This is a genomic window from Butyrivibrio proteoclasticus, from assembly GCF_900115735.1.
Lineage (GTDB): Bacteria > Bacillota > Clostridia > Lachnospirales > Lachnospiraceae > Butyrivibrio > Butyrivibrio proteoclasticus_B.
Genome location: NZ_FOXO01000013.1, coordinates 69,816 through 93,565 on the forward strand (window position 1 = coordinate 69,816; position 23,750 = coordinate 93,565).

A 23,750-nucleotide genomic window follows, 5' to 3' on the forward strand; every position below is an offset into this window, starting at 1 on the left:
CCCCGAATTTATTTAATAAAAGTTACTATTGTAACCCCGGCATCGCCTTCGCCAAATTCCCCAAGTTTAAAAGACTTCACGTAAGGGATGCCCTTCAAGTAATTATGCACCGCCTGCCTAAGGATTCCTGAACCCTTACCATGAACAACTCTTACATTGTTAAGATGTGACATGTAGGCGTCATCCAGATACTTATCAAGGGCCGCAATGGCGTCATCGCTGTTTTTACCAATAAGATTTATCTCAGTCCTGATGCTGGCAGCACGGGAAAGATCCATCTTTGAACTTCCACTTGTCCTGCCATAGAACTTCTTCATAGCCGTTTTTGCATCATCATCCTTTATAAGAACCAAATCTCTGATATTGGCTTTAGTCCTCATGATTCCGCACTGCACATAGAGATTGCCGTCCTTGTCAGGCTTTGAGCTGATAGTTCCTTTAAGTCCCATGGATACGATCTTTACTGACTCGCCGAGTTTTAGTTGAGACTCTTTTAATATAGGATGTGTTTCTTTTGTCTTTTCAGCTTTCTTGGAAATCGCCTTATTCTTGTCAGATATCTTTTGACCGACATTTGTTCTGGCTCTCTCAAGATCCTGTATTGACGCATTTGGTCCTGCTTTTCTGAAAGTCCTTATGGTCTCATCAGCAAGATCCTTTGCTTCCTGCAAAATAGCCCTTGCCTCTTCGTTTGCCTCTCTTATAATGTCATCCTTGCGGCTGTCGAGCTTTTCTGTCTTTTCCTCAAGCTGAGACTTAAGCTGCTCAACTTCTTTTTTATACTCGGAAATCTCAAGTCGCTCATTCTCAATGATCTTTCTGCTCTTCTCAAGGTCAGCCAAAAGATCTTCAAAGCGCTTATCCTCAGTGCTGATCTGCTCCTTAGCGGCTTCGATTATTCTGTCCGGAAGCCCAAGCTTTGAAGAGATGGCAAAAGCATTACTCTTTCCTGGAATTCCGATAAGAAGCTTGTAGGTTGGTTTCAGTGACTCTACATCGAATTCGCAACTGGCATTCTTAATTCCGGGAGTGTTAAGGGCATAAACCTTAAGCTCGCTATAGTGAGTTGTTGCAAGTGTCCTTATCCTTCTGCTGTGCAGGTCGTTAAGTATTGATATGGCAAGAGCCGCTCCCTCTGTGGGGTCAGTACCTGCTCCCAATTCATCAAAAAGACAAAGTGAATTCTCATCAGCTTTTTCAAGAATCGATACTGTATTGGTCATATGTGACGAGAAGGTAGAAAGAGACTGCTCAATACTCTGCTCATCTCCAATATCAGCAAAGACCTCATTAAACACTGACAGTTCAGACTTATCCCCTGCAGGAATCGCAAGGCCGGCCTGTCCCATAAGTGTCAAAAGACCTACCGTCTTAAGAGTAACAGTCTTACCACCGGTATTTGGACCTGTGATAATGAGCATGTCAAAATCTCTTCCGGCATAAACGTCAATAGGAACCACTTTATCTTTTGCAATAAGAGGGTGTCTTCCCTTCTTGATATCAAATACATGCTGGTCATTGAAAACAGGTGTCATTCCATTTATCTCAAGCGCATAGGAAGCCTTGGCAAATATGAAATCAAGATCAGTCATGATATCAGCGTTGTACTTTATAGAATCTATGTGCTCTGCAACTTTAAGACTTAGCTCTAACAGGATCTTTTCAATCTCAGCGCTTTCCTGAAGCCCCATTTCTCTGAGCTTATTGTTCAGCTCAACAACTGCTGCCGGCTCTATGAAAAGAGTTGAACCGGATGAAGACTGGTCGTGAACAATACCATTTATCTGCGATTTGTACTCAGCCTTAACGGGAATGCAGTACCTGCCGTCTCTCATGGTAACAACAGCATCCTGAAGGTATGTCCTCATGGAACCGTTTAGCATCCTGCCAAGCTGCTCATGTATTCTGTCATTGGTGAGCATTATGCCCCTTCTGATATGCTTGAGCGCAGGGCTTGCATCAGAGCTTATTTCATCCTCTGACACTATACATCTTCTGATCTCAGCCGACACAAAAGTAAGGGGCTCAAGAAGTTCAAAAGACTCTGTGAGAGAGTCCCCTGCCTCATCATCCCTTGTGGGCCTTCCATAGGTCTTTACCCTGTTAACATTGTCGAGAAATGCCGCTATTCTAAGAAGCGACACAGGCTCAAGAGCACTTCCTATCTTAAGTGCCTTAAGAGTTCCCTCAAAATTCCTGTTATCCCCAAAAGAAGTGGATCCCTTTTTGAATATTCTGGCAATAGCATCAGAAGTCTTTTTCTGATTATTCCTTATCTCATTGATATCTGAAGAAGGAACGAGCTCTTTGCAGAGCTTTCTTCCCGGCTCTGATGTGGCGTGATCCGCCAGTTTTTCTATTATTTTATCGTACTCAAGTACGTGTAATGCTTTTGCGTTCATAAATACCAGTCCTTAACATATGCTTTTTTACACAATTACCCAAAGTACAGTTTATCATTTATACCCCCTCATGGCTAGATTTAACCTATAAAAACGTCTATAATAAGTTAAATGTTTATTGGGGGAATACGAAATGCCACTTAATCCTGAAGATAACAAAAACGAGAATCTGGCGAACACAGATTTTATCAGTGAAAAGATAAAACAACGTCCTATCAACAGAAAAAAACTTCTGCGTCGCACGGTCATCACCGTTTCACTGGCAGTTATATTCGGAATGGTCGCTTGTCTTACATTCCTTATACTTCAGCCGGTTTTCAGCGACAAACTCTATCCCGAAAAAGAACCGGAAATGATATCCTTCCCCGAGGAAAAGCCAAGTGAAGAGCTGACTCCCGAGGAAATGTTTGCAGATGACAATCAAATAGCTGCAAGCGAGGCTTTAAGCCTTGAGGAGAGCCAGAAGGATCAGATTGATCAGGCAATTGCCTCGTACTCTTTTGACGCTTACGACTATGAAAAAATGATCACTTCCCTTCGCAAGGTTACCACTCAGGTAGAGAAAAACATCGTAAAGGTAACTTCTATCTCAAGCGACTCCAACTGGTTTACGGATTCCTATGAGACAAAAGGTTCCACCTCCGGACTCATAGTTGCTGACAACGGCACAAATCTTTATGTTCTTGTTCCTTCAGCATCTGTGTCTGATGCTGAGTCAATCGGTGTAACTTTCTGTGATGGAGCTACCGCAACTGCTGAGATCAGTCTGATCGACACCATTACAGGGCAGTGCGTGCTTACTGTTCGCAGAACACAGCTTGCAGAGGGCACAAGGCAGACAATTTCTCCTGCAGAGCTTGGAAGTTCCAGCGCCGGAAGCCTGACCGGTTCTCCTGTTATTGCTGTTGGCAGCCCTATAGGGATCCAGGACTCAATAGCTTATGGAATTGTCACTTCAGAAAAGAGTCCCATGAATCTTGTAGACTCCTGCTATAAGCTGATCACTACCGATATCTACGGAAGCAGCGATGCTACCGGTGTTCTCATAAATTTAAAGGGACAAGTCATCGGAATAATAGATACATCCCACAATTCTACAGGTATGAGCAATCAGATCTGCGGCATTGGGATAACTGAACTAAAACCACTTATTGAAGACCTTTCAAACGCAAGGCCAAGACCATATCTTGGAATCCACGGCGCAACAGTTCCTCTCGACATGCAGAATACACTGAATCTCCCTTCGGGAGCTTACATATCAAGCACCGAGATGGGATCTCCTGCCATGAGAGCCGGTCTTCAAAGCGGCGATATCATCACTTCTTTTAACGGTTATGATATCAACACCTATGACCACCTTATAACAAGGCTTGCGGGCTGTTCCCCTGATGATGTAATATCAATTACGATCATGCGACAGGCACCTAATGAGTACATAGAACTTGAAATAGAAGCAACAATGTCAAGCTCTACAACTAAATAGATATAATTTTAGAAATGAGGATTTTTTAATGAAGTTTATCAAAGATTTAACCCCAGGTGACCGCATTGCGGACATCTACATGTGCAAGCACAAGCTCAGCGCAACAACCAAAAACGGAAAAGAGTACTACTCTGTAACTCTCCAGGACAAGACAGGCACTATCGATGCCAAGATCTGGGAGCCAAACAGTGACGGAATAGACGAATTTGACGACACAGATTACATCGATGTATTCGGGGAAGTAACAAGCTTTAACGGAGCTCTCCAGATTAATGTAAAAAGAGCCAGAAAATGCCACGAAGGCGAGTATGATCCATCTCTCTACCTTCCTGTTTCTTCCAAGGACATCGATGTTATGTACAAAGAACTCCTTGGAATAATAGGAACTATTGGAAATCCATATCTCAAAAAGCTCCTGGAAGAATTCTTTATTCAGGATGAAGCTTTCATCACAGCTTTCAGAAAATCAAGTGCTGCCAAGACTGTACATCACAGCTTTATCGGCGGACTTTTAGAGCACACACTCAGCGTAACAAAGCTCTGCAACTTCTATTGCACAGCATATCCGGCTCTTAACAGAGACCTTCTTTTAACTGCTGCAATCTGCCATGATATCGGTAAGACAAAAGAGCTCAGTCTCTACCCTGTAAACGACTACACTGATGAAGGCCAGTTCCTGGGTCATATTGTAATGGGAACCGAGATGGTCGGAGAAAAGATCCGTGGAATCGAAGGCTTCCCTGTTATCCTCAAGCAGGAGCTTCAGCACTGTATCCTTGCCCACCACGGTGAGCTTGAATATGGTTCTCCCAAGAAACCTGCCATCATTGAAGCTGTTGCTCTTAACCTTGCTGACAACACAGATGCCAAGATGGAGACCTTCACTGAGATCCTTGGAAATGTCACTACTCCAGGCTGGCAGGGATTCAATAAGTTCTTTGAGTCCAATATTTTTTCAACAAAAATGGAATAAAACAAGACGCAAAAATGCCACTTACCTTGAACAGGAAGTGGCATTTTCTTATTCTATAGCACTATATCCAATTTTAATATTGATATCCTGATTATAATTGCCAAAGCCCTTGCCAAAAATGGTAAGTCCTCCAACATGCTCCGCATCCTCAGGAACTTCAAGTTTAAGTTTCAATTGACTCTTGGCTGTGAGTCCAAGCTCATCTATCACCACATCTGAAATTCTTCTTCCATCTACGAATGTTCCATCATGATTTATAACAAGAGTCTTAAGCATTCCATACTGATTCCAGTTTGGGAACCACCAGTCCGGTGTAAACAGCCCCTTAACATCTCCAAAATCTCCAGGTGATGTCCATGTTCCAAGCAGAGTCTCATTCAGATAAAAATAAATATCTGAGGGCCATACATTATTTACTCCCGGAGCTTCTGAACTCAGCTCTGCGGAAATACATATCTCATCAACCTTTTGATTGGCAGGAACAAAATTGGGAATCATATACTCAACATACCCTTTGGCAAACCAGAGTATATCTGCCTCAAATCTGTCAGGATGAGCAAAGTATCTTGTGTCATCAACTTCACCGATAAGCCTGCTTGAATTGGCAAGTCCGCAGGTAGGATAAACTGAATAATCAGAAAACAGCCCCACCTTGATATCAGTGGTGTAAATATTGGCGTTTACAGGCTTATCCTGAAGTTCGATCAGAATCTTATCCAAATGAACTGAGCACACCTTTTGATTACCATGCCCGGGCGCTTCAGAAGATACTGCAACAACGCCGCATTCCTCAAGTTTTTTAATATGACTCGTCAACGCCCCGTTTGTGATTCCAAGCTTACAGGCAAGATCATTCATATTTAGCGATCCCTCGTTTAGAAGAATCTTGATTATTTCCACCCTTACATCTGAACCAAGCGCCTTAAAAAGCTCTAACCCATCATCTATGGATTTAATATGAAGCATTTTTCACACTCTCTTTCATAAATGGTATATTCAATTAATCTTCTTAATGAAATTCTCAAGCCTTTCCATAGCAAGCTTTAAATTATCCAGTGAATATGCATAGGAAATACGAATAAATCCTTCACCGCAATCACCAAAAGCTGTTCCAGGAACTACCGCAAGTTTCTCCTCCTTAAGAAGTCTTGTACAGAATTCATCGCTGCTCATGCCAAACTTCTTTATGGATGGGAATACATAAAAAGCCCCAAAAGGCTCAAAACAAGGAAGCCCTAGTCTCTTGAACTCATTCAAAAGGTATCTTCTTCTGTGATTATATTCCTCACGCATGATCCTTACATCTTCATCACCGTTTTTAAGGGCCTCAACCGCAGCGTACTGGCTGGTTGTAGGAGCACACATGATGGCAAACTGATGTATTTTTATCATCTGCTTCATGATTTCTTCAGGTCCACATGCATATCCAAGTCTCCAACCGGTCATAGCATAAGCCTTGGAGAAACCGTTGATAAGAATAGTTCTCTCTTTCATCCCGGGGAGAGATACAATTGAAACATGCTTGCCATTGTATGTAAGCTCGCTATATATCTCATCGGAGATAACAAAAAGATCTTTTTCGATGACAACCTTAGCGATAGCTTCAAGGTCTTCTTTTCCCATTACTGCGCCCGTTGGGTTGTTAGGGAATGGAAGAACCAGAATCTTAGTCTTATCTGTAACCTTCTCAAGCACTTCCTCTGCAGTAAGTCTGAACTGGTTTTCCTCTTTTAACTCTATGATAACAGGAACAGCGTCAGCTAAAATAGCGCAAGGCTCATAGGAAACATAGCTTGGCTGTGGAATGAGGACTTCATCCCCCGGATCGACCATAGCTCTAAGCGCCAGATCAATTGCCTCAGATCCGCCTACTGTAATGAAGATCTCTTTTAGCGGATCATAAGTCACATTCTGTGTTCTTTTAATATAGTTTGAAACTTCCTGTCTAAGTTCCTTAAGCCCAGAGTTAGATGTATAGAAAGTTCTTCCTTTTTCAAGGGAATAAATACCCTCATCTCTTATGTGCCAGGGAGTATCAAAATCCGGCTCGCCCACACCAAGAGATATAGCGCCCTCAGTTTCCTGTACGATGTCAAAAAACTTTCTGATCCCTGAAGGTTTGATGTCTACTACCTTTTTTCCTATTGGATTTCTCATGGTGTAATAATCTCCCTTGTGTCTTCGTACTTTTTGGTCAAAATAGTTCCGTGATCCTTATACTTCTTAAGGATGAAGTGTGTAGCTGTACTAAGTACGTTGTCCAAAGTAGCAAGCTTGTTGTTTACAAAGCCTGCAACCTCCAAAAGAGATTTACCTTCAACTATAACCATAAGGTCAAAGCCGCCACTCATAAGGTAAACGCTTGTAACCTCAGGATATTTGTAAATTCTTTCTGCAATATTATCGAATCCCTGACCTCTTGTAGGCGTAACCTTAACCTCTATAAGGGCATTGACCTTTTCTATGCTTGTCTTAGACCAATCTATCATTGAGTGATATCCGCAAATCACTCCCTCATCTTCAAGAGCTTTCAGCTCATTGGCAACAAGTACCTCTTCCGCCCCCAGAAGAACACTGAGTTCATGTACATCAATGCGGCTGTTTTTCTCAATAATGCTTAATATCTCTTCTCTGGTATTCATAAACAAAAAGCTCCTCCAAATTATCTTTATCCAAGGATTTTATGGATCTCATCTGCCTGTGGCATCTCCAAAAACCTTGATTCATCTTCGTTAATTATATCTTTTCTATTACCTTCCTGCAAAAAACCTATGACAGAAGCGGGGATTCCCGCATTCTTAAGATCATCTACAAGCTTTTCTCCGTCATCTGTGGCAAAAAGAAGCGCCCCACCTGATAAAAGCTGATAAGGATTTATCTCAAAAAACTCGCAGATCTCAACTGTTTCCTGCCTCAAAGGTATACTCTTCAAATTTACTTTTAGTCCACAGCCTGCGCGTTCTCCCATTTCCCAAAGAGCTGCAAAAACTCCGCCATTTGAGAGATCATGAACTGCACTGACTCCGGACTTAATGGCGACTGCAGCCTCTGACTCTACAGACATATATTCTTTAAAATCTATAGCGTCATTGATAAAGGGCGCCGGATACTTAGTTGTAAGCTCCTGCTTTTTTTCTTTTGCCAAAAGAGCTGTTCCCTCAAGGCCTACCCACTTACTTATTACGAGCGCCTGTCCCACTTTCGGCTTTTCAAAAGAAAAATCACTTTCCTTATAGCCTACACAGGTTGCTGTAATCACAGGTCTTTTTACAGCTGTTGAAACTGCTGTGTGTCCGCCGGCATACACTATTCCCGCAGCCTTACTGCCTTCTATGCAGTCTCTTACTATTTCTTTTAATTGCTTTTCTTCTATGTCTTCACTTAAGAGAATGCTCACATCAACGTGATCCGGTATGATTCCCTGCGCAATCAGGCCATTTGCAGCCTTAACCACAGCATAATATCCTACTTCTTTAGCATCCAAAGCGTAAGTTGCTACAGATGAAAATACTTTTTTAGATTCAGAAAAAGCGCAGTCTGCCCCTACAGCTGCGCCTGTTCTTTCTTTAAATTCTGTTTTTATTAGTTTTAACACTGAACGCTTTAAAGCATTCTCAGTAATTTTTCCAATTCTCATATAATCGCCAATGATCAGCCTTCTGTCTGTATTGTTTCTGCAGTATCTATCTCTTCAGCACTCTCGACCGGTTGAGCTTCCTGCGCTGCCTGTGCCGCTGCCTGTTGCTGAGCAAGCTGTGCATTCGCCGCATTAACGGCATCTGCTGCCGCCTGAGCTGCTGCAGCTTCATTTTCTGTTCCTGCCGCACTTCTGGCTGCACCAAGTGCTCCTGCGACAGCCTTAACAGTAGCCACATCTCCTGTAGCTATTGCTGTGTTTATCTGTGCCATCGCTGTCTCATCAGCTCCTGCTGTACCAATAGTCACAATTCTAGGAACCATCTTGTAATTACTGCTATTTACAACTTCTCTGCTTACTTCAACGCCGTTCTCGGTAACAATCTTCCAAAGCTGAGCCTTATATCCAAGATGCGCTGACTGTGTTCCAACATAACCAACAGCATGTGAGCCATCACATACAAACTGATCTGCTGAAGCAGGTGTTGTCTCTAGCACTTCACTCTTAAAGCTGACATTACGTCCGGCGTCTCTTGTCTCCACTCCGTATATTGTAAAAGTAATATGCTTGTCAGATGTTGTCGTGCCTTCAATATATATTGGATACTCAGTATTATTAACAAATTTAAAGTTCTTTCCACCGGATTCTGCGATTGCAGCATCCGCAGAAGGCTCTACATAAGTAACTATCATTGAGTGGTTGTGACGCTCAGTAACCTCAAGCTCTGCCAAAAGAACCGCATTGTAAAGTGTAGTAGAAACCTGGCAAATTCCACCGCCAACACTCTCAACCACAAGTCCATTCAAATAAGAACCTGCAGGGAAATATCCATTTGATTCAGTAAATGGAGTAATTGTATCAAGTACAGAGAACTCCTCTCCGGGATAAACAGTAGTACCATTTATAAGTGAGCAGCCATTTGCTACATTAGCACTTCTGGCAGCACCTGAGCTTTTATAGCTTGTGGTAAAAGTGCCAAGAACATCTTTTACCATTGCCAGATCCTCCGCGCTTCCAAGAGGCTTATCCTCCTTCACAGAAAGCATGACTGTAGCGTTCTCAGGTGTAAACTCATTTTGAACAAAACTCTTTATCACAGAAGCTGATGCTTCTTTATCCACAATGTAACCAGTCTGACCATCAGTAACAACAAATCCCTCATCTGTTTTCTTTAGACCGTAGTTAACTTTTTCCTGGTCAAAAGAACTACTGCATCTGTCAATGACAGCTGCAAGAGCATCATTATCAAAACCATATTCAATTTCAAAAACATGATTGGATTCCTCAAGATCTTTTAAGGCTTTATATCTCTGTATGACATTGCCCTGATGTCCAAGTGCATAAGCCTCGTTCACAACATCAGTGTTTACCCATGTTATTCCAAGATCAGAGCCAAATACTGTAAGATTCTTATCTTCACCAACAGTAAGCGTTATTTCTGAATTTTTCTGACTTTCAACTAATGACGAAACTGCCTGTTCCGCCTCGTCAACAGTCATTCCCGAAACATCAATAGAACCAATAAACACACCATTGGCTATTGCTTTAGAGTCAGCAGCGTCTACAGGCGTTCCTGGCCAGATTACAAGAAAAGACAAAAAAAGGACCAACACTCCAAAAAATTTTTTCATAATGCTTCCTCTGTGTTATGATGAAAATAAGCATAACTTATTACGGTTAACTGAAAGGATATTATAGATGAAATTACCATTTTTAGCAAGTTTCATTATACTTGCTGTGTTTTTTAATATCAGCATGCGAAGGGTATCCAGAAAGATAGAAAAAAAGGAAGCTGACTTCTGGGAAAAAGAGCGAGAAGCTAACAACGTAAGGCGAAAAAGTCTGGAAAACCTTGAGTATATACATATTCCCTACCACCTGCTTCCATTTGACAGCGCAGGTGACAATGAAGCACTTCAAAAGGCTGAAGATGACTTAAAAGCATTGCAATTCGAAAAAATAGTCAATTTTACGGGAATAAGCAACACAGACTTAAAGCTCGAATACGGCACTGCCAATATCACTGCACTTACCCAGTATGATCAAAATTACACCACTTTAGTGCGTGCGCTGCAAAACTGGGGCGAGCTTCTTTATAATATGGGAAGATTTGAAGATTCTGCTAATGTTTTGGAATTTGCTGTTAAGACAAGGACGGATATTTCCGGTACCTACAGACTTCTTGTTGATATGTACAAAACAAAGCTTGGCCTGAACGAAGAAGAAATTCAAAAAAAGATCGATGGTCTTATCCCTATAGCTAAAAGTCTGAATTCATTAAGCAAAAATCAGATTCTTAACATGCTTGGTGTTGAAACTCCCACTAAAAAGAAAAAGGCTCCACTTGTAACTTTTTAACATTGTAACTCCAGCTCTCCAAAAAACAGGAGAGCTTTTTTTAACATTTTGACAGGCTTATAAAACAAAGAGATATTTATCATAAGTAACTTAAAGGGGTAATATATATTCACAAAATACATATTTGTCTGGTTAAAACCAAGGAGGTTATATGATCGATCAGGAAATGAAAAAGGCTGTTCTCGAAAGTTTCGAGAATACTTATGGAAAAAAAGAAAATGTAAAAGCATACTTTGCTCCAGGCAGAGTTAATCTTATAGGAGAACATACTGACTACAACGGAGGTCATGTTTTCCCATGCGCTCTTACAATAGGTACTTATGCAGCAGCTGCAAAAAGAGATGACAGAATGATCCAGCTTTTCTCCTTAAATCAGGACAAAGTTGGTGTTGTATCATTTTGCCTTGATGACACAATTGCTCCTTCAGAAGCTGCCGGATGGACAAATTACCCTATGGGAGTAGTCTGGGCCTTTGAAAAAAGAGGTATGAAACTCGATAAAGGTTTTGACATTGTAATCTACGGCAACATCCCCAATGGTTCAGGTCTTTCATCATCTGCTTCCCTCGAAGTATTAACAGGTTTTATACTGCGCGACCTTTATGGCTTTGATGTGTCCAATCAGGATCTTGCTCTTATCGGCCAGTATTCAGAGAACAACTTCAACGGATGCAACTGCGGTATCATGGATCAGTTTGCAGTAGCAATGGGACAGGAAAACAGTGCTATATTCCTTGATACAGCAGATCTTTCATTTGAATACGCACCAATCAAGCTTGACGGTGCAAAGATTATTGTTACCAACACAAATAAAAAGCACAAACTCACAGATTCTCAGTACAACGCTCGTCGTAGCATGTGTGAAGAAGCTCTTTCTATCCTTCAGAAAAAGCTTGATATCAAGGGACTTGGAGATCTTTCTATCGAAGAGTTCGAAGCCAATAAAGATCTTTTAACTGATCCTGATATGCAGAAAAAGGCTAAACATGCAGTATACGAAAACCAGCGCACCATTGAAGCTGTTAAGGCCCTTAAGGATGGAGACCTTGAGCACTTTGGAAAGCTTATGAGACAATCTCACGAGTCTCTTCGTGATGACTATGATGTAACCGGTATTGAACTTGATACTCTTGCAGAAGAAGCATGGAAGGTTCCTGGAGTTATCGGCTCACGTATGACAGGCGGCGGATTTGGTGGCTGCACTGTTTCTATCGTAAAAGATGAAGCAATCGAAAACTTCAAAAAAACAGTTGGAGAAAACTATCTTAATAAAATCGGCTACGAAGCTACATTCTATACAGTAGAAATCGGTGGTGGCCCAGAGGTCATCTAATCTGATCAGTAAATTTGAGGAGTTATCATGGATATACAAAACGCAATCAATAACCTTGTTGCATATGCCCTTAAACAAGGTCTTATAGAAAAAGAAGACATAATCTACGCTATCAATTCAATTCTTATTGATCTTGGAATTGACGCTGCTGATTATGAAGCCGCAGACATTGAAACCCTTGCAAAAGAGCTTTCATCTGAAGAGATCGAAAAGGGAACATTCCTTGAAAATGTTCTGAAAGTTCTTGATGATTATGCCGCTGCAAATGGTCTTTTAGAAAATGACAGTGTTGTCTACAGAGATCTTTTTGACACAAAGCTCATGGGCGAGCTCACAGACAGACCAAGTAACATCATCAAAAAGTTCAATGAAAAGCTTAAAGAAAGCCCTGAGGCTGCAACAAACTTCTACTATGAATTTTCAAAGAATACAGATTATATCAGAAGATACCGCATTTCCAAGGATATGAAATGGATTGCTCCTACAGAATACGGCGACCTTGATATCACAATCAATCTTTCAAAGCCTGAAAAAGATCCTAAGGCAATCGCCGCTGCAAGAAATGCCAAGCAATCAGGCTACCCTAAATGTCAGCTTTGCTGGGAAAACGAAGGCTACTCAGGAAGAGTTGACCATCCTGCAAGAGAAAACCACAGAATCATTCCTGTTACTATTCAGAACTCAAAATGGGGATTCCAGTATTCTCCATATGTTTACTATAATGAGCACTGTATCGTGTTTAATTCAAAGCATATTCCTATGAAGATTGAGCATGATACCTTCTGCAAGCTCTTTGATTTTGTTAAACAGTTCCCTCACTACTTTGTTGGATCCAATGCAGATCTTCCAATTGTTGGTGGTTCAATCTTAAGCCACGATCACTTCCAGGGCGGACATTATACATTCGCCATGGCAAAGGCCCCTGTTGAAAGAACATTTGCAGTTAAAGGCTTTGAAGATGTTAAGGCAGGCATTGTAAAATGGCCTATGTCAGTTATCAGAATTTCCGCTCCTGATGTAGACAGAGTAATCGCCCTTGCTGATGTAATCTTAAATAAGTGGAGAGGCTATACTGACGAAGCAGCATTTATCTATGCTGAGACAAATGGAACACCTCATAACACTATTACTCCTATTGCAAGAAAACGCGGTGAAGACTTCGAGCTTGACCTTGTTCTTAGAAACAACATTACAACAGATGAGCATCCTCTAGGTGTATACCACCCTCACGCAGAGCTTCATCATATCAAAAAGGAGAACATCGGACTTATTGAAGTTATGGGACTTGCAGTACTTCCTGCAAGACTTAAGAAGGAGATGGCTGATCTTAAAGAGGCAATCCTTTCAGAAAAAGATATAAGAAAAGACGAAGTTCTTGAAAAGCACGCTGATTGGGTTGATGCCTTCAGCAAAAAATATGATCACATTGACGAGAGCAACATCGATGACATAATTCAGAATGAAATCGGTGAAGTATTCATGCATGTTCTCGAAGATGCGGGTGTTTATAAGAGAACTCCCGAAGGACAGGAAGCTTTCGATCGATTTGTAGCTACTCTTTAACCGAGTCGAGGCTTACTGTAAGTAACAAAGTGGTCTTGAGAGTCATGCTCTCAAGACCACTTTGTCTACTAACTGATAAGACTCTGTCACCTGAGTCTCCATATTATTCTTTTTATAAGGTTCTTGGTACTGCTGAATCCTGACCAACAATGAATCTCATAAAAGAGATTGGTCCTAAAAAAGTTGACAGGCGGAATTTTATATCGCTGTTGTACATATCATTTTCAATTGCCATTTCTCTTTTTAGATTATATACATTAAAAATGTTTTCCCAATTTTTAGGACTATAGGATTTTTTCTCTTTTAAGGCTTTTCGTTTCGTGCTCTCATAACGATACAGTTTTTTTTCAGATATAACGCATTTCTGCGCTTTCATAAGAGCATGAAGCATTATTATCTCATCATCATAATAGCGGATTTTTTCATCTGCATATTCCTCTAATCCGTTTAAAGCATCCCTACTTATCAAAGTATTCCATAGATATCCAGTATAAGAATTATCATCGCTATCAAGCCTTCCAAAGAGCATCTTGCCAAAACTATCTATTATTTTTTTACTGGAATATTTTCCCGGAAACATATCTGCATCAAAGATCTGGGTATCGCAACCTTCCTTTTTGATTATAGCGCCAAAGAATATAATATCTGCATCATTATCAGAAACTACCGAATGCATAACTTCAAATCTCTTTTCAGCACAGACATCATCGGCATCAATAAAGCTCACATATTCTCCCGTTGCTATTTTTATCCCCTCTAATCTTGCGTTGAACAGTCCTTTTCTTTCCTGTTGTCTATATATTATATTGGAATAGTTCCATGCATAATCCATACATATATTAGATGTATCATCTGTTGACCCATCATCGATTATTATGAGCTCATCATATTCACGAAGGCTAAGTAAAGCGTTATCTATACATTCTGCTATTGTTTTTTCTGAATTATAAACCGGTAAGATCACACTGATGTTTTTTTCACTCATCACTATATAGCCCCCTTTCATCAAGTCAAAGTTTTGTTGTTAATAACATAATAAAATTTTACAGTGCTAAAGAAAAGTGACAGAGTATTTTACAAAAAAATCATGAAAGTAAAACACTCTGTCACTTGAAATATGGTTTTTTTTATTTTATTTTAATAATCAAAACTAATATTTTGGGAGGATACTAAAATGAAAAAAATTAGTAACTTACTTGTTCTTGTACTTGTTATTTTTAATCTCACATTTACTATTTCATTTCCTTACGTTACTGTTTCAGATAATACAACTACAAATACTGAAACAACAACTGTTTCTGTAAGTGATTTAGTTGGTGAAACACCAGTATCTGAGGAGAACATCATTACTCTTCAGTCACACTTTCCAAGAAACGTATTGTTTAATCAGTAATGTTTCCAATCTTCTTTTTTTTCAATCATTTCTTTAATTAACTTATAGTACTCTTTGTGAACAGAGTTGTTGATAAAATCACATATCTTAATCATTTTATCAATGCTCTGTTCATAATATCTATTTTCTCTTTCCTCTATTTTCGCATTATTTCTAAACAGCATGTATAGTGCTCCATGAAGTTCAAAGAGCCTATGGCTTTTTAATTCTAAAGTTAGCAGCTCCCTTGCTACTTCTTCAACCTTTTCTATCCTATCTACATCACTATACTCATCTGCCAGCCAAATCATCACCATTTCATAAGTTCCGTAATTCACAGGATAACCACCGGATTCATGATTATCGCAACAGTATTGCAGATACTCCATCAAGTGGCCTTTTTCTTTTTCTTCATCAATATACTTTCCTATTGCGATTAACAAATCTAACTCAGAATGAAGAAGATAGCCCTCTTTTATTTCCATAACAGGAACAGGAAGTGTTAGTGCTAAATCTTCCTTTAATTTGTATATATACTGTTCTCTTGTAATTTTCCCCCCGCCCAATGCAAGAAATAATTCTATAATATCTATAAGCTGCTTGTTGTTATCGTATGACATATCTATTCGCTCTTCCAATTCCTTACAGAGCACATCATAATCTGCTGCCACGTAATTATTGATCATATTTGTCAATGCGTAATATCTATCAACAACCTCCCTATCATCAGTAATTATATCTGAACGAGTATAATCGCAGTTTATATTCAGTTCATCCATAATAGGGCGCAAAACAGCTTTCTGGGCAGAAATAGCGCTATTCTCTATACGCATCAAAGTCCTATATGAACATTTTACCCTGTTTGCAAGCTCCTCTCTGCTTATCTGCAGCATCTGCCTTCTGGATTTAATAACATCTCCAATGCAGTAAATGTCTGAATCCCTATAGATATAGCAATTATAGTCCATATAATAATCTACATCGTATTCACTATAGATTTCTGCAAAAAGCTCATAGAGTTCTTTTGCTTTTCTTAACTCTTCATCATTGCCACTTTCTTCCAATACGCTGATTTTTCCCGAAAGAATCTCAGCAATATAATAGCTTCTGCTCTTTTGCTTCAGGTATTCCAAAGCCTTGTCGTACTGCTCAAGAACTGTCTTTTTGTCCACCTGAACATAATCATTCTTATGAGCAATGTTCCCCAAAGCAACAGCTCCTGCTGTATATACTTTCGCTTTTCCCAGAATATCAATAGCTGACTCTTCAAGATGATCAAGCAATAACAAGCAAACATCTGCTATCTTAGAGCTTCCATCAGGTGTAACTGAGCACTCTGCCTTGGCTTCCAACAATTTAAACAGCAAAAAGTATTCAGGAATTGCCCACACGCCAAACTTTTTCTCACATACTTCTTCAATGATCATCGTCAGCGAGCAAGCCTTTTTATACATTTCAAAAACTTCTTCCCAGGGAGCCTTTCTAAAATGTAGGCATCTTGCCTTCATGTCATAGTAGAATTGCAGCTCTAATTTATTCAGATTTAAGTCTTCATCAAAAATAACCGGATTAACCTGATCTTCTGCTTCAGCAAATTTTTTTGACTCTATAAGCTTAATAAGCTCCATTCTCTTTAGGTATCTTTTGTACTCATCAGGCTGCAAAAAGTCCTCATATCCTTCTGAAGATATACCTAATCTGGACATAATACGATTGCGCATCATATAGTCAGGAAGGGTGGTTCCTTTTTCAATCTGTGCCATCATACTCTTTGTATATAGTCCTTTTCCTGTTTCTTCAAGAGATACATTGGCCGCCTCTCTAGTCATCTTCATAAATGCATGGAACTTTATGTCGTCTCTCATCCTGTATTACCTTCCTAATAGCAGAAAATCCGGAGGAATTTCCTTCTATACAAAAGGAGCATAGAATCATTGATGGTTCTACGCCCCCTCATACTATATTCTTTAATCTTAGTTCTTTGCAGCTTCTAAAAGCTTATCCTTAAGCTGAGTTTCAATCTGCGCAAGCTCTGCCTCGGCTTCACGACGCTTTGTCTTGCCTTCTGTCTGAATTTTTAATACTTCATCGAGAGTTGAGATAAGAGACTCGTTTGTATGCTTAAGAGTTTCAATATCAACTATTCCTCTCTCTGCTTCTTTAGCACTCTCAATCGTAGCTGTCTTAAGTGCATCCGCATTCTTTCTAAGGAGCCTATTTGTCATATCATTAACTTCACGCTCCGCCTGAGCAGCCTGAGTTGCATGCTCGATACCAATAGCGATCACCATCTGGTTTTTCCAAAGCGGAATTGTGTTTACAATTGTTGACTGGATCTTTTCAGCCATTACTGTATCAGAACTCTGAACCATGCGGATCTGTGGACCTGTCTGCATTGCTATTGTTCTTGTAAGTTCCAGATCATAAATCTTTTTCTCAAATCTGTCACACTTATTAGCGAAGTCTTTTGCCTTCTCAGCATCTTCAGGAAGACCTGATTCCTCAGCCTTTTTCTGAAGTTCTACAAGAGTTGTGTTTCTCTCTTCTTCAAGTTTTTTCTTACCTGCAAGGATATACATTGTAAGCTCTTTGAAGTAGTTGAGGTTAAGATCATACATTCTGTCCAAAAGCTCAACATCCTTCATAAGTGTTACCTGATGTTTTTCAAGTTCGTTGCTGATTGTCTGGACGTTTGTCTCAACCTTGCTATATTTGGCCTTTAATGCCTCAATCTTATTGGAACTCTTTTTGAATAATGCCTTTAGACCTTTCTCTTCCTCTTCGACGTCGAAGTTTTTAAGCTGTGTAACAAGATCAGTGATCATATCGCCAACTTCGCCCATATCCTTGGTCCTGACGTTATCGATTGCTTTCTCAGAGAAATCTGCAAGCTTTTTCTGTGTGCCAACACCGTAGTTCATAATGCCTGTTGAATTGGAAATATCAATCTGTTTACTAAACTCATCCACCTGCTTGAGTTCTTCAGCGGAAAGCTGCGCTTCCATAGCAATATTTCCGTTGTCTTTTTTCTCTTCTTCAGGTGCCTGCGCTGTAGCAGTCTGAGTCTGCTCCTCTGCCCCAAATGTTAGTGATGGTACAGCTGGTGCTGCATCAAATTCTAAATCTACTCCCATTTTTTCCTCCTCTATAACGCCAGTTCATTACTGGCTTAATGTTGTCGGATGTCCGTTTTAGTAATGTCGTGCAAAATACGCGCGACAACAAAAAGGCTCCTAAATCCTCATATAATACTATTAACAGCCGGGTCGCTGTTTATACCACAGTTTATTCAGTCTTACTTTGGCATAGTCTGCATTGCCATGCCGCCTTCACTTGTAAGTCCGTCCTGCGCCATCATGGTCTTCATAACAGAAATGTCAGAAGAAATATCCCATGCCATATCCTGAAACAGACTATCTAAAAGTTTCTCAAAGGCTTCATTTATCGTATCCATTGCTGAATCTATCTCGTTCTTTGTCTGCTGAACATTCTCTCCCTGAACAGTCTGCCTATCCAGTTCAACATATGCTTCCAAAAGTTTCTTGGTAGTTGGGAGATAATAATTCATAAGTTTGTGGAGATCATCAGCGCTCTGAGGGTTCTTTTTCACCTGCTCAAAGATCCTGTTCATAATGCTCTCAAGTCTGTATAACTTGTTAGACATATCTTCTGTGTCAGGAATAATATCATTGGTGGCTCTTACGTACCTAATGTATTCCTCACCATCTGCAAGGATTGCATCAACACCTGTAAGACCTTCTCTTGACCTTGTGTCCAAATTCACTGCTGCCTTTTGCTGATCAAGTTCTCTCTTTTCTCTCTCAAGTCTGTCTCTCTCAGCACCAAGATAAAGCTGATAAGCTTCATCCGTTATCATACAGGTTGTCTCTGTTGCATCGAGTCTTGCTCTTGGAAGATAACCCTTTTTTATCATCTTCTTTATGTCTTTTAGCACTTCAGAATCTGACTTAAGCGCAGCCTTGGCAAGATCGGAAATTTTGAAATATTCGTTGTTCCCCACAATATTGCCATACTGATGAAAAAGCTTGGCAAATTTAAGCTTACCTATCCCGGCCAAAACTATTATCGCATTTATAGCCAAAATACCTGTAAGCGGAAGTCCATATGCCATTCCACCCATAACTCCGCCTACAATTGCAACAGGAAGTAAACATGCAAATATTGAACTTCCAAGTATGACCTCTAAAAGACCATTATATTTACTGATTTTTTTGGCAAAAAACGGATACTTTTTAGATTGTGGCGCCCTTGTATAGTTTTGATTCTGTGATCTGTTCCCACTGGTATATGTTGTTTTTGTTTCGAAGCTTACCGATTTTATTGTGTTTGTAATATCGCCTGCAAGCTTGCTATAATCATTCTTATCTATGGCCGCGGTCACACTTTTTAATATTTCACCGCCGGCTCTTATTACTTCCTGTGTATTATTGTCCACAACAGCCTCCACTGCATATAGATAAATCGCAAATGCAAATATATTTTACAGTAAAAGAAATAGACATTCAACTTATGAAAGCGCAAATTATGAGCATTTATTTATGTTATAATACCGATTAGCAGAAAGGATAGACAAATGGAAAAAGCATATAAACTTCTTTTTAATACTGAGGAATCTGATGATCTGTATGTATATTGCTGCGGAGTGTCCAAAACAGAAGCGCATCACAGCTTTGGACCGGCACTCAAGCCTCATTTTATGATTCACTACATCATGAGTGGCAAAGGCTCTTTTTCTATTGGCGGAAAAAACTATCCTCTGGAAGAAAACTATGGATTTTTGATCGTACCGGATGAACTGGCCTATTATGTGGCTGATGAGGAAGATCCCTGGACATATACATGGATAGGTTTCGGTGGAAAAAAAGCTGAATCAATTGTTTCACAGCTTGGTTTATCATTACAACAGCCAATATTTAAAAGCGATAAATCCGAAACTATTTACAATCTTATAAAAGATATGATGGACCACAATACTTTCAGTGTTGAAGATGATCTGCGTCGAACCGGGCTTTTAGCAATGTTCTTGTCTGTTCTTGCTTCAGGTTTAAGCGTCACACCCAAGAGCGATTCAGGAACAGATAATGACTATGTCACAAAGGCTCAGGCTTTTGTAAGAAGTAACTACTGTAATCCCATAAAAGTAACAGACATAGCGGACTATGTCTGTATCAATAGAAGCTACCTGTATACACTTTTTCAGAATCGTCTTGGAATATCGCCACAGCAGTATCTTTCAAGTTATCGTATTGCCAAGGCTACAGAACTTCTCCAGTTGACATCCTTATCAATTGAATCAATAGCCATTTCCTGTGGCTACTCTGATCCACTTGTCTTCTCCAAGGCATTCAGACAGGAAAAAAAGCTTTCGCCGTCACAATATCGTAAATCTCTTCCCAAAAGCGACACTTCGGCCGAAAGCAAAGAACATTTAAAACAGGTAGAACAATTTATAAAAGAGCGTTATATGTCATCAACAGATCCTAATTAATACCGTTTTTATCGTAGTAATAAACATAATGGAATATTGGATTTGTAAGGACAAAAAATTCGCTAACTACAAAGAGAATTACACTTAGAATTTTGGCGATTACAGGGATTTCAGAACAAGTCCCTGTAACCACCATAACATAATTGAACAACGCCAACTTTCGCTGTTACATTTCAAGCTTATCCAGATGCCATACTTCATCAACATACTCTTGAATAGTTCTGTCTGACGAGAACTTTCCGCAGCTTGCAGTGTTAAGAAGTGCCATTTTGGCCCAACGCTTCTTGTCCTGATATGCGTCAGATATTCTCTTTTGAGCCTCGAGATAAGACTCGAAGTCCTTAAGGATAAAGTACTGGTCTGCCTTATTAGAATTTACTGTATTTAATAGGCAGTTATAAAGTGGTCTAAAGAGCTCTCTGTCATTAGAGAAGGTTCCATCTACCAGCATATCAAGAACTTTTTTCACATTAGGATTGCTGTTGTAGATATCCATTGGATTGTAGCCGCCATTTCTCTCATAATCCATTACTTCCTGCGAAGTAAGTCCAAAAATAAATGCGTTCTCTTCTCCAACTTCGTTAACAATCTCAACGTTTGCTCCGTCAAGGGTTCCAAGAGTTATTGCACCATTAAGCATCATCTTCATGTTACCTGTTCCTGACGCCTCTTTTGATGCAGTGGAAATCTGCTCTGATACATCTGCTGCCGCAAAGATAAGCTCTGCATTGGATACTTTGTAGTCCTCAATAAATACAACTTTTATCTTTCCATCAATGTCAGGATCATTATTTACAACGTCTGCCACTGCATTGATAAGCTTAATTGTAAGCTTGGCTGTAAGATAACCTGCAGCTGCCTTTGCGCCAAAAATATATGTCTTTGGGTAAAAATCCTTATTAGGATGTGTCTTGATATCGTTGTACTTATGGATAACCTGTAGGATATTAAGGAGCTGTCTCTTATACTCGTGAAGTCTCTTTACCTGTACGTCAAAGATTGACTTAGGATCAACTTCAATTCCGTTGTGCTTCAGGATATACTTAGCAAGACGCTTCTTGTTCTGAAGCTTGATATCCATAAATTCCTGCTGAGCTTTCTTATCATCAGCAAAAGCTTTCAGTTTCTCCATCTGTGAAAGGTCCACAATCCAGTCATCACCAATCTTTTCTGTTACCCAGTCAGCTAAAAGAGGATTTGCATGCAAAAGAAATCTTCTCTGCGTAATACCATTGGTCTTGTTATTGAACTTCTCAGGCATCATTTCATAGAAGTCCTTAAGCTCTCTCTTTTCAAGAATCTCCGTGTGAAGTCTTGCTACGCCATTGACTGAATGTCCGCCGACAATTGCAAGATGCGCCATCTTGACCTGATTGTCATAGAGAATAGCCATACTTCTGATTTTGGCCTGAACATCGATTCCTGCTGAACCTGAATACTGGCGCATGATCTGATCAACAAATCTTCTGTTGATCTCGTCAACAATCTGATAAATTCTTGGAAGAAGTCTCTGGAACAGGTCTACAGGCCACTTTTCAAGGGCTTCTGCCATGATCGTATGGTTGGTGTAGCAGCAGGTCTTAGTTGTTACATCCCAGGCCTCATCCCATGAAAGATAGTATTCGTCCATGAGAAGTCTCATAAGCTCTGCAACTGCAACAGTTGGATGAGTGTCATTTAGCTGGAATACATTTTTTTCATAGAACTTTCTGATGTCCTCATGATGCTTAAGATATCTCTGAAGAGCAGTCTGCACTGAAGCAGATATAAAGAAATACTGCTGTTTAAGTCTCAACTCTTTTCCTGCTATATGATTGTCGTTTGGATAAAGGACTTCACAGAGCTGGCTTGCAAGATTCTCCTGCTCAACAGCTTTCTGATAATCACCCTTGTCAAAAGAGTCTAGCTGGAAGCACTGGATTGGTTCTGCATCCCAAATTCTAAGAGTATTAACCACGCCGTTTCCATAGCCAACAACAGGAAGATCATAAGGTACAGCTCTTACCACCTGATAACCTTCTTGCTTGAACATGGTTCTTCCACGCTCGTCTGTATACATATTTACGTAACCGCCAAACTTAACCTCTTTGGCGTATTCATTTCTTCTAAGTTCAAACGGATTGCCGTTTTCAAGCCATGTATCAGGTACCTCAACCTGATAGCCATCTTGAATCTTTTGGCGAAACATTCCATATTTATATCTGATTCCGCAACCATAAGCCACATATCCCAGCGTTGAAAGAGAATCCAAAAAGCATGCGGCAAGTCTTCCAAGTCCGCCGTTACCAAGCGCCGGATCCGGCTCCTGATCTTCAATTAGGTTTAAATCAATATTAAGTTCGTCAAGAGCCTCTTTTACAGGTTTATAAGCCTGCAAATTAATCAGGTTATTACCAAATGCTCTTCCCATGAGAAATTCCATGGACATATAATACACAATCTTCGGATCCTGCTCAGCAGCCTTTTTCTGTGTTGTCATCCAGTGATCAACAATCGCATCCTTTAAGGCATAGGCTGACGCCTGATAAAGCTCCTGCTCAGTAGCTTCTTCCATAGTCTTTCTATAGAGCGTCTTTACATTGTACTGAACACTTCTTTTGAATAGATCCTTATCAAACTTTAGTGGTTTTTTCTTCATGTTGCCTCCTCATAGAAACAATTTGTAATCCATATTTTCTTATAGTAAAAAATATCGTATACGGGATAATTTTACCGCATATTCGTTTACAATTCCATAAAAACCAACGAAAAAGACATAAAAAAAACCTCCGGACTTCCCTGTCCATGAGGATTCACATTTGTTTTTATTATTATTGTAATAACGCTAACACTCCCTGATTTGTCTGATTGGCCTGGGCCAGCATTGGCTGACGCCTGTGTAAGTCCTCTTACCTGTCTATTAGAATTCATAGCAGTTATATTGTGCTGAATTACCATGGCAAAGATCCTTCTACTATTCCTATTGATTTAGGGATTTCCTAAGCACAAGCATCCTTGCATGTAATGCCGCATCCTTACGGCTATTAATGATATCGGTTATTATTGAATAAAAATTACATCTTTATTAAAATCATAGAATTTAAAATACAGTTTCAAAAAAAAGTGTTTAAAAAAAGACGG

The 23,750-nt window shown here is 39.9% G+C and carries 19 protein-coding genes; 7 read left to right on the top strand and 12 right to left on the bottom strand.

From position 1 onward, the window contains the following. Positions 1-8: 8 nt before the first annotated feature. A complete protein-coding gene (locus BM146_RS09675; protein WP_074887939.1) occupies positions 9-2,402 on the bottom strand; it encodes an endonuclease MutS2 in 2,394 nt (797 codons plus the stop codon). Positions 2,403-2,535: 133 nt separating this feature from the next. Here BM146_RS09675 and BM146_RS09680 point away from each other — a divergent pair, with 133 nt between their 5' ends. Then, complete coding sequence (locus BM146_RS09680) at positions 2,536-3,885, top strand: S1C family serine protease (RefSeq protein ID WP_074887942.1); 1,350 nt, start codon at positions 2,536-2,538, stop codon at positions 3,883-3,885. A gap of 28 nt (positions 3,886-3,913) precedes the next feature. Further along, positions 3,914-4,858: a 3'-5' exoribonuclease YhaM family protein gene (locus BM146_RS09685; RefSeq protein ID WP_074887945.1), complete on the top strand. Its 945-nt coding sequence runs from the start codon at positions 3,914-3,916 to the stop codon at positions 4,856-4,858. A gap of 48 nt (positions 4,859-4,906) precedes the next feature. On the opposite strand, the gene BM146_RS09690 is transcribed toward BM146_RS09685, so the two are convergent. From BM146_RS09690 to BM146_RS09710, 5 genes are read right to left on the bottom strand one after another with little or no spacing between them, the layout of a single operon-like run. After that, the gene (locus BM146_RS09690; RefSeq protein ID WP_074887949.1) at positions 4,907-5,824 is read right to left on the bottom strand and encodes an ArsR/SmtB family transcription factor; all 918 of its coding nucleotides are present in this window, start codon (positions 5,822-5,824) and stop codon (positions 4,907-4,909) included. A 30-nt stretch (positions 5,825-5,854) separates the two neighbouring features. Then, entirely contained in the window at positions 5,855-7,015 is a 1,161-nt protein-coding gene (locus tag BM146_RS09695; protein WP_074887952.1) for a pyridoxal phosphate-dependent aminotransferase, read from the bottom strand. Beyond that, positions 7,012-7,500 carry an Lrp/AsnC family transcriptional regulator gene (locus BM146_RS09700; RefSeq protein WP_074887954.1) on the bottom strand — a complete coding sequence of 163 codons (489 nt, stop codon included), beginning with the start codon at positions 7,498-7,500 and terminating at the stop codon, positions 7,012-7,014. The genes BM146_RS09695 and BM146_RS09700 overlap by 4 nt, the downstream gene beginning before the upstream one ends. A gap of 26 nt (positions 7,501-7,526) precedes the next feature. Next, complete coding sequence (locus BM146_RS09705; protein ID WP_074887956.1) at positions 7,527-8,495, bottom strand: AIR synthase-related protein; 969 nt, start codon at positions 8,493-8,495, stop codon at positions 7,527-7,529. A gap of 14 nt (positions 8,496-8,509) precedes the next feature. Next, positions 8,510-10,126, bottom strand: a complete 1,617-nt coding sequence (locus BM146_RS09710; RefSeq protein ID WP_074887959.1) for a VanW family protein — start codon at positions 10,124-10,126, stop codon at positions 8,510-8,512. A gap of 67 nt (positions 10,127-10,193) precedes the next feature. Between BM146_RS09710 and BM146_RS09715 the strand changes: the two genes are divergently transcribed. The 3 genes from BM146_RS09715 (at position 10,194) to galT (ending at position 13,749) form a co-directional block, all read left to right on the top strand. Beyond that, entirely contained in the window at positions 10,194-10,853 is a 660-nt protein-coding gene (locus tag BM146_RS09715; protein WP_074887963.1) for a hypothetical protein, read from the top strand. 151 nt (positions 10,854-11,004) lie between these two features. Continuing rightward, positions 11,005-12,186: a galactokinase gene (locus BM146_RS09720; protein ID WP_074887966.1), complete on the top strand. Its 1,182-nt coding sequence runs from the start codon at positions 11,005-11,007 to the stop codon at positions 12,184-12,186. A gap of 27 nt (positions 12,187-12,213) precedes the next feature. Next, a complete protein-coding gene (gene galT, locus BM146_RS09725) occupies positions 12,214-13,749 on the top strand; it encodes a UDP-glucose--hexose-1-phosphate uridylyltransferase (protein WP_074887969.1) in 1,536 nt (511 codons plus the stop codon). A gap of 112 nt (positions 13,750-13,861) precedes the next feature. Here galT and BM146_RS09730 read toward each other — a convergent pair whose 3' ends face one another. After that, positions 13,862-14,734, bottom strand: coding sequence for a glycosyltransferase family 2 protein (locus BM146_RS09730; protein ID WP_074887972.1), 873 nt, complete (start codon positions 14,732-14,734; stop codon positions 13,862-13,864). Positions 14,735-14,923: 189 nt separating this feature from the next. Here BM146_RS09730 and BM146_RS09735 point away from each other — a divergent pair, with 189 nt between their 5' ends. Continuing rightward, positions 14,924-15,142, top strand: coding sequence for a hypothetical protein (locus BM146_RS09735; RefSeq protein WP_074887976.1), 219 nt, complete (start codon positions 14,924-14,926; stop codon positions 15,140-15,142). On the opposite strand, the gene BM146_RS09740 is transcribed toward BM146_RS09735, so the two are convergent. The 3 genes from BM146_RS09740 to BM146_RS09750 all read right to left on the bottom strand — a co-directional run bounded on the left by BM146_RS09740 (position 15,136) and on the right by BM146_RS09750 (position 19,577). Beyond that, positions 15,136-16,986 (bottom strand): helix-turn-helix domain-containing protein, encoded by a 1,851-nt coding sequence (locus BM146_RS09740; RefSeq protein ID WP_074887979.1) that lies wholly within the window; start codon positions 16,984-16,986, stop codon positions 15,136-15,138. The genes BM146_RS09735 and BM146_RS09740 overlap by 7 nt on opposite strands. Positions 16,987-17,094: 108 nt before the next feature. Next, complete coding sequence (locus BM146_RS09745; protein ID WP_074887982.1) at positions 17,095-18,255, bottom strand: toxic anion resistance protein; 1,161 nt, start codon at positions 18,253-18,255, stop codon at positions 17,095-17,097. 161 nt (positions 18,256-18,416) lie between these two features. Further along, positions 18,417-19,577, bottom strand: a complete 1,161-nt coding sequence (locus BM146_RS09750; protein ID WP_074887985.1) for a 5-bromo-4-chloroindolyl phosphate hydrolysis family protein — start codon at positions 19,575-19,577, stop codon at positions 18,417-18,419. A 138-nt stretch (positions 19,578-19,715) separates the two neighbouring features. Here BM146_RS09750 and BM146_RS09755 point away from each other — a divergent pair, with 138 nt between their 5' ends. Beyond that, complete coding sequence (locus BM146_RS09755) at positions 19,716-20,630, top strand: AraC family transcriptional regulator (protein WP_074887988.1); 915 nt, start codon at positions 19,716-19,718, stop codon at positions 20,628-20,630. Positions 20,631-20,796: 166 nt separating this feature from the next. Here BM146_RS09755 and BM146_RS09760 read toward each other — a convergent pair whose 3' ends face one another. Then, positions 20,797-23,268, bottom strand: coding sequence for a glycogen/starch/alpha-glucan phosphorylase (locus BM146_RS09760; protein WP_074887991.1), 2,472 nt, complete (start codon positions 23,266-23,268; stop codon positions 20,797-20,799). An 86-nt stretch (positions 23,269-23,354) separates the two neighbouring features. Continuing rightward, a complete protein-coding gene (locus tag BM146_RS19455; protein WP_074887994.1) occupies positions 23,355-23,567 on the bottom strand; it encodes a hypothetical protein in 213 nt (70 codons plus the stop codon). Positions 23,568-23,750: the final 183 nt, after the last annotated feature.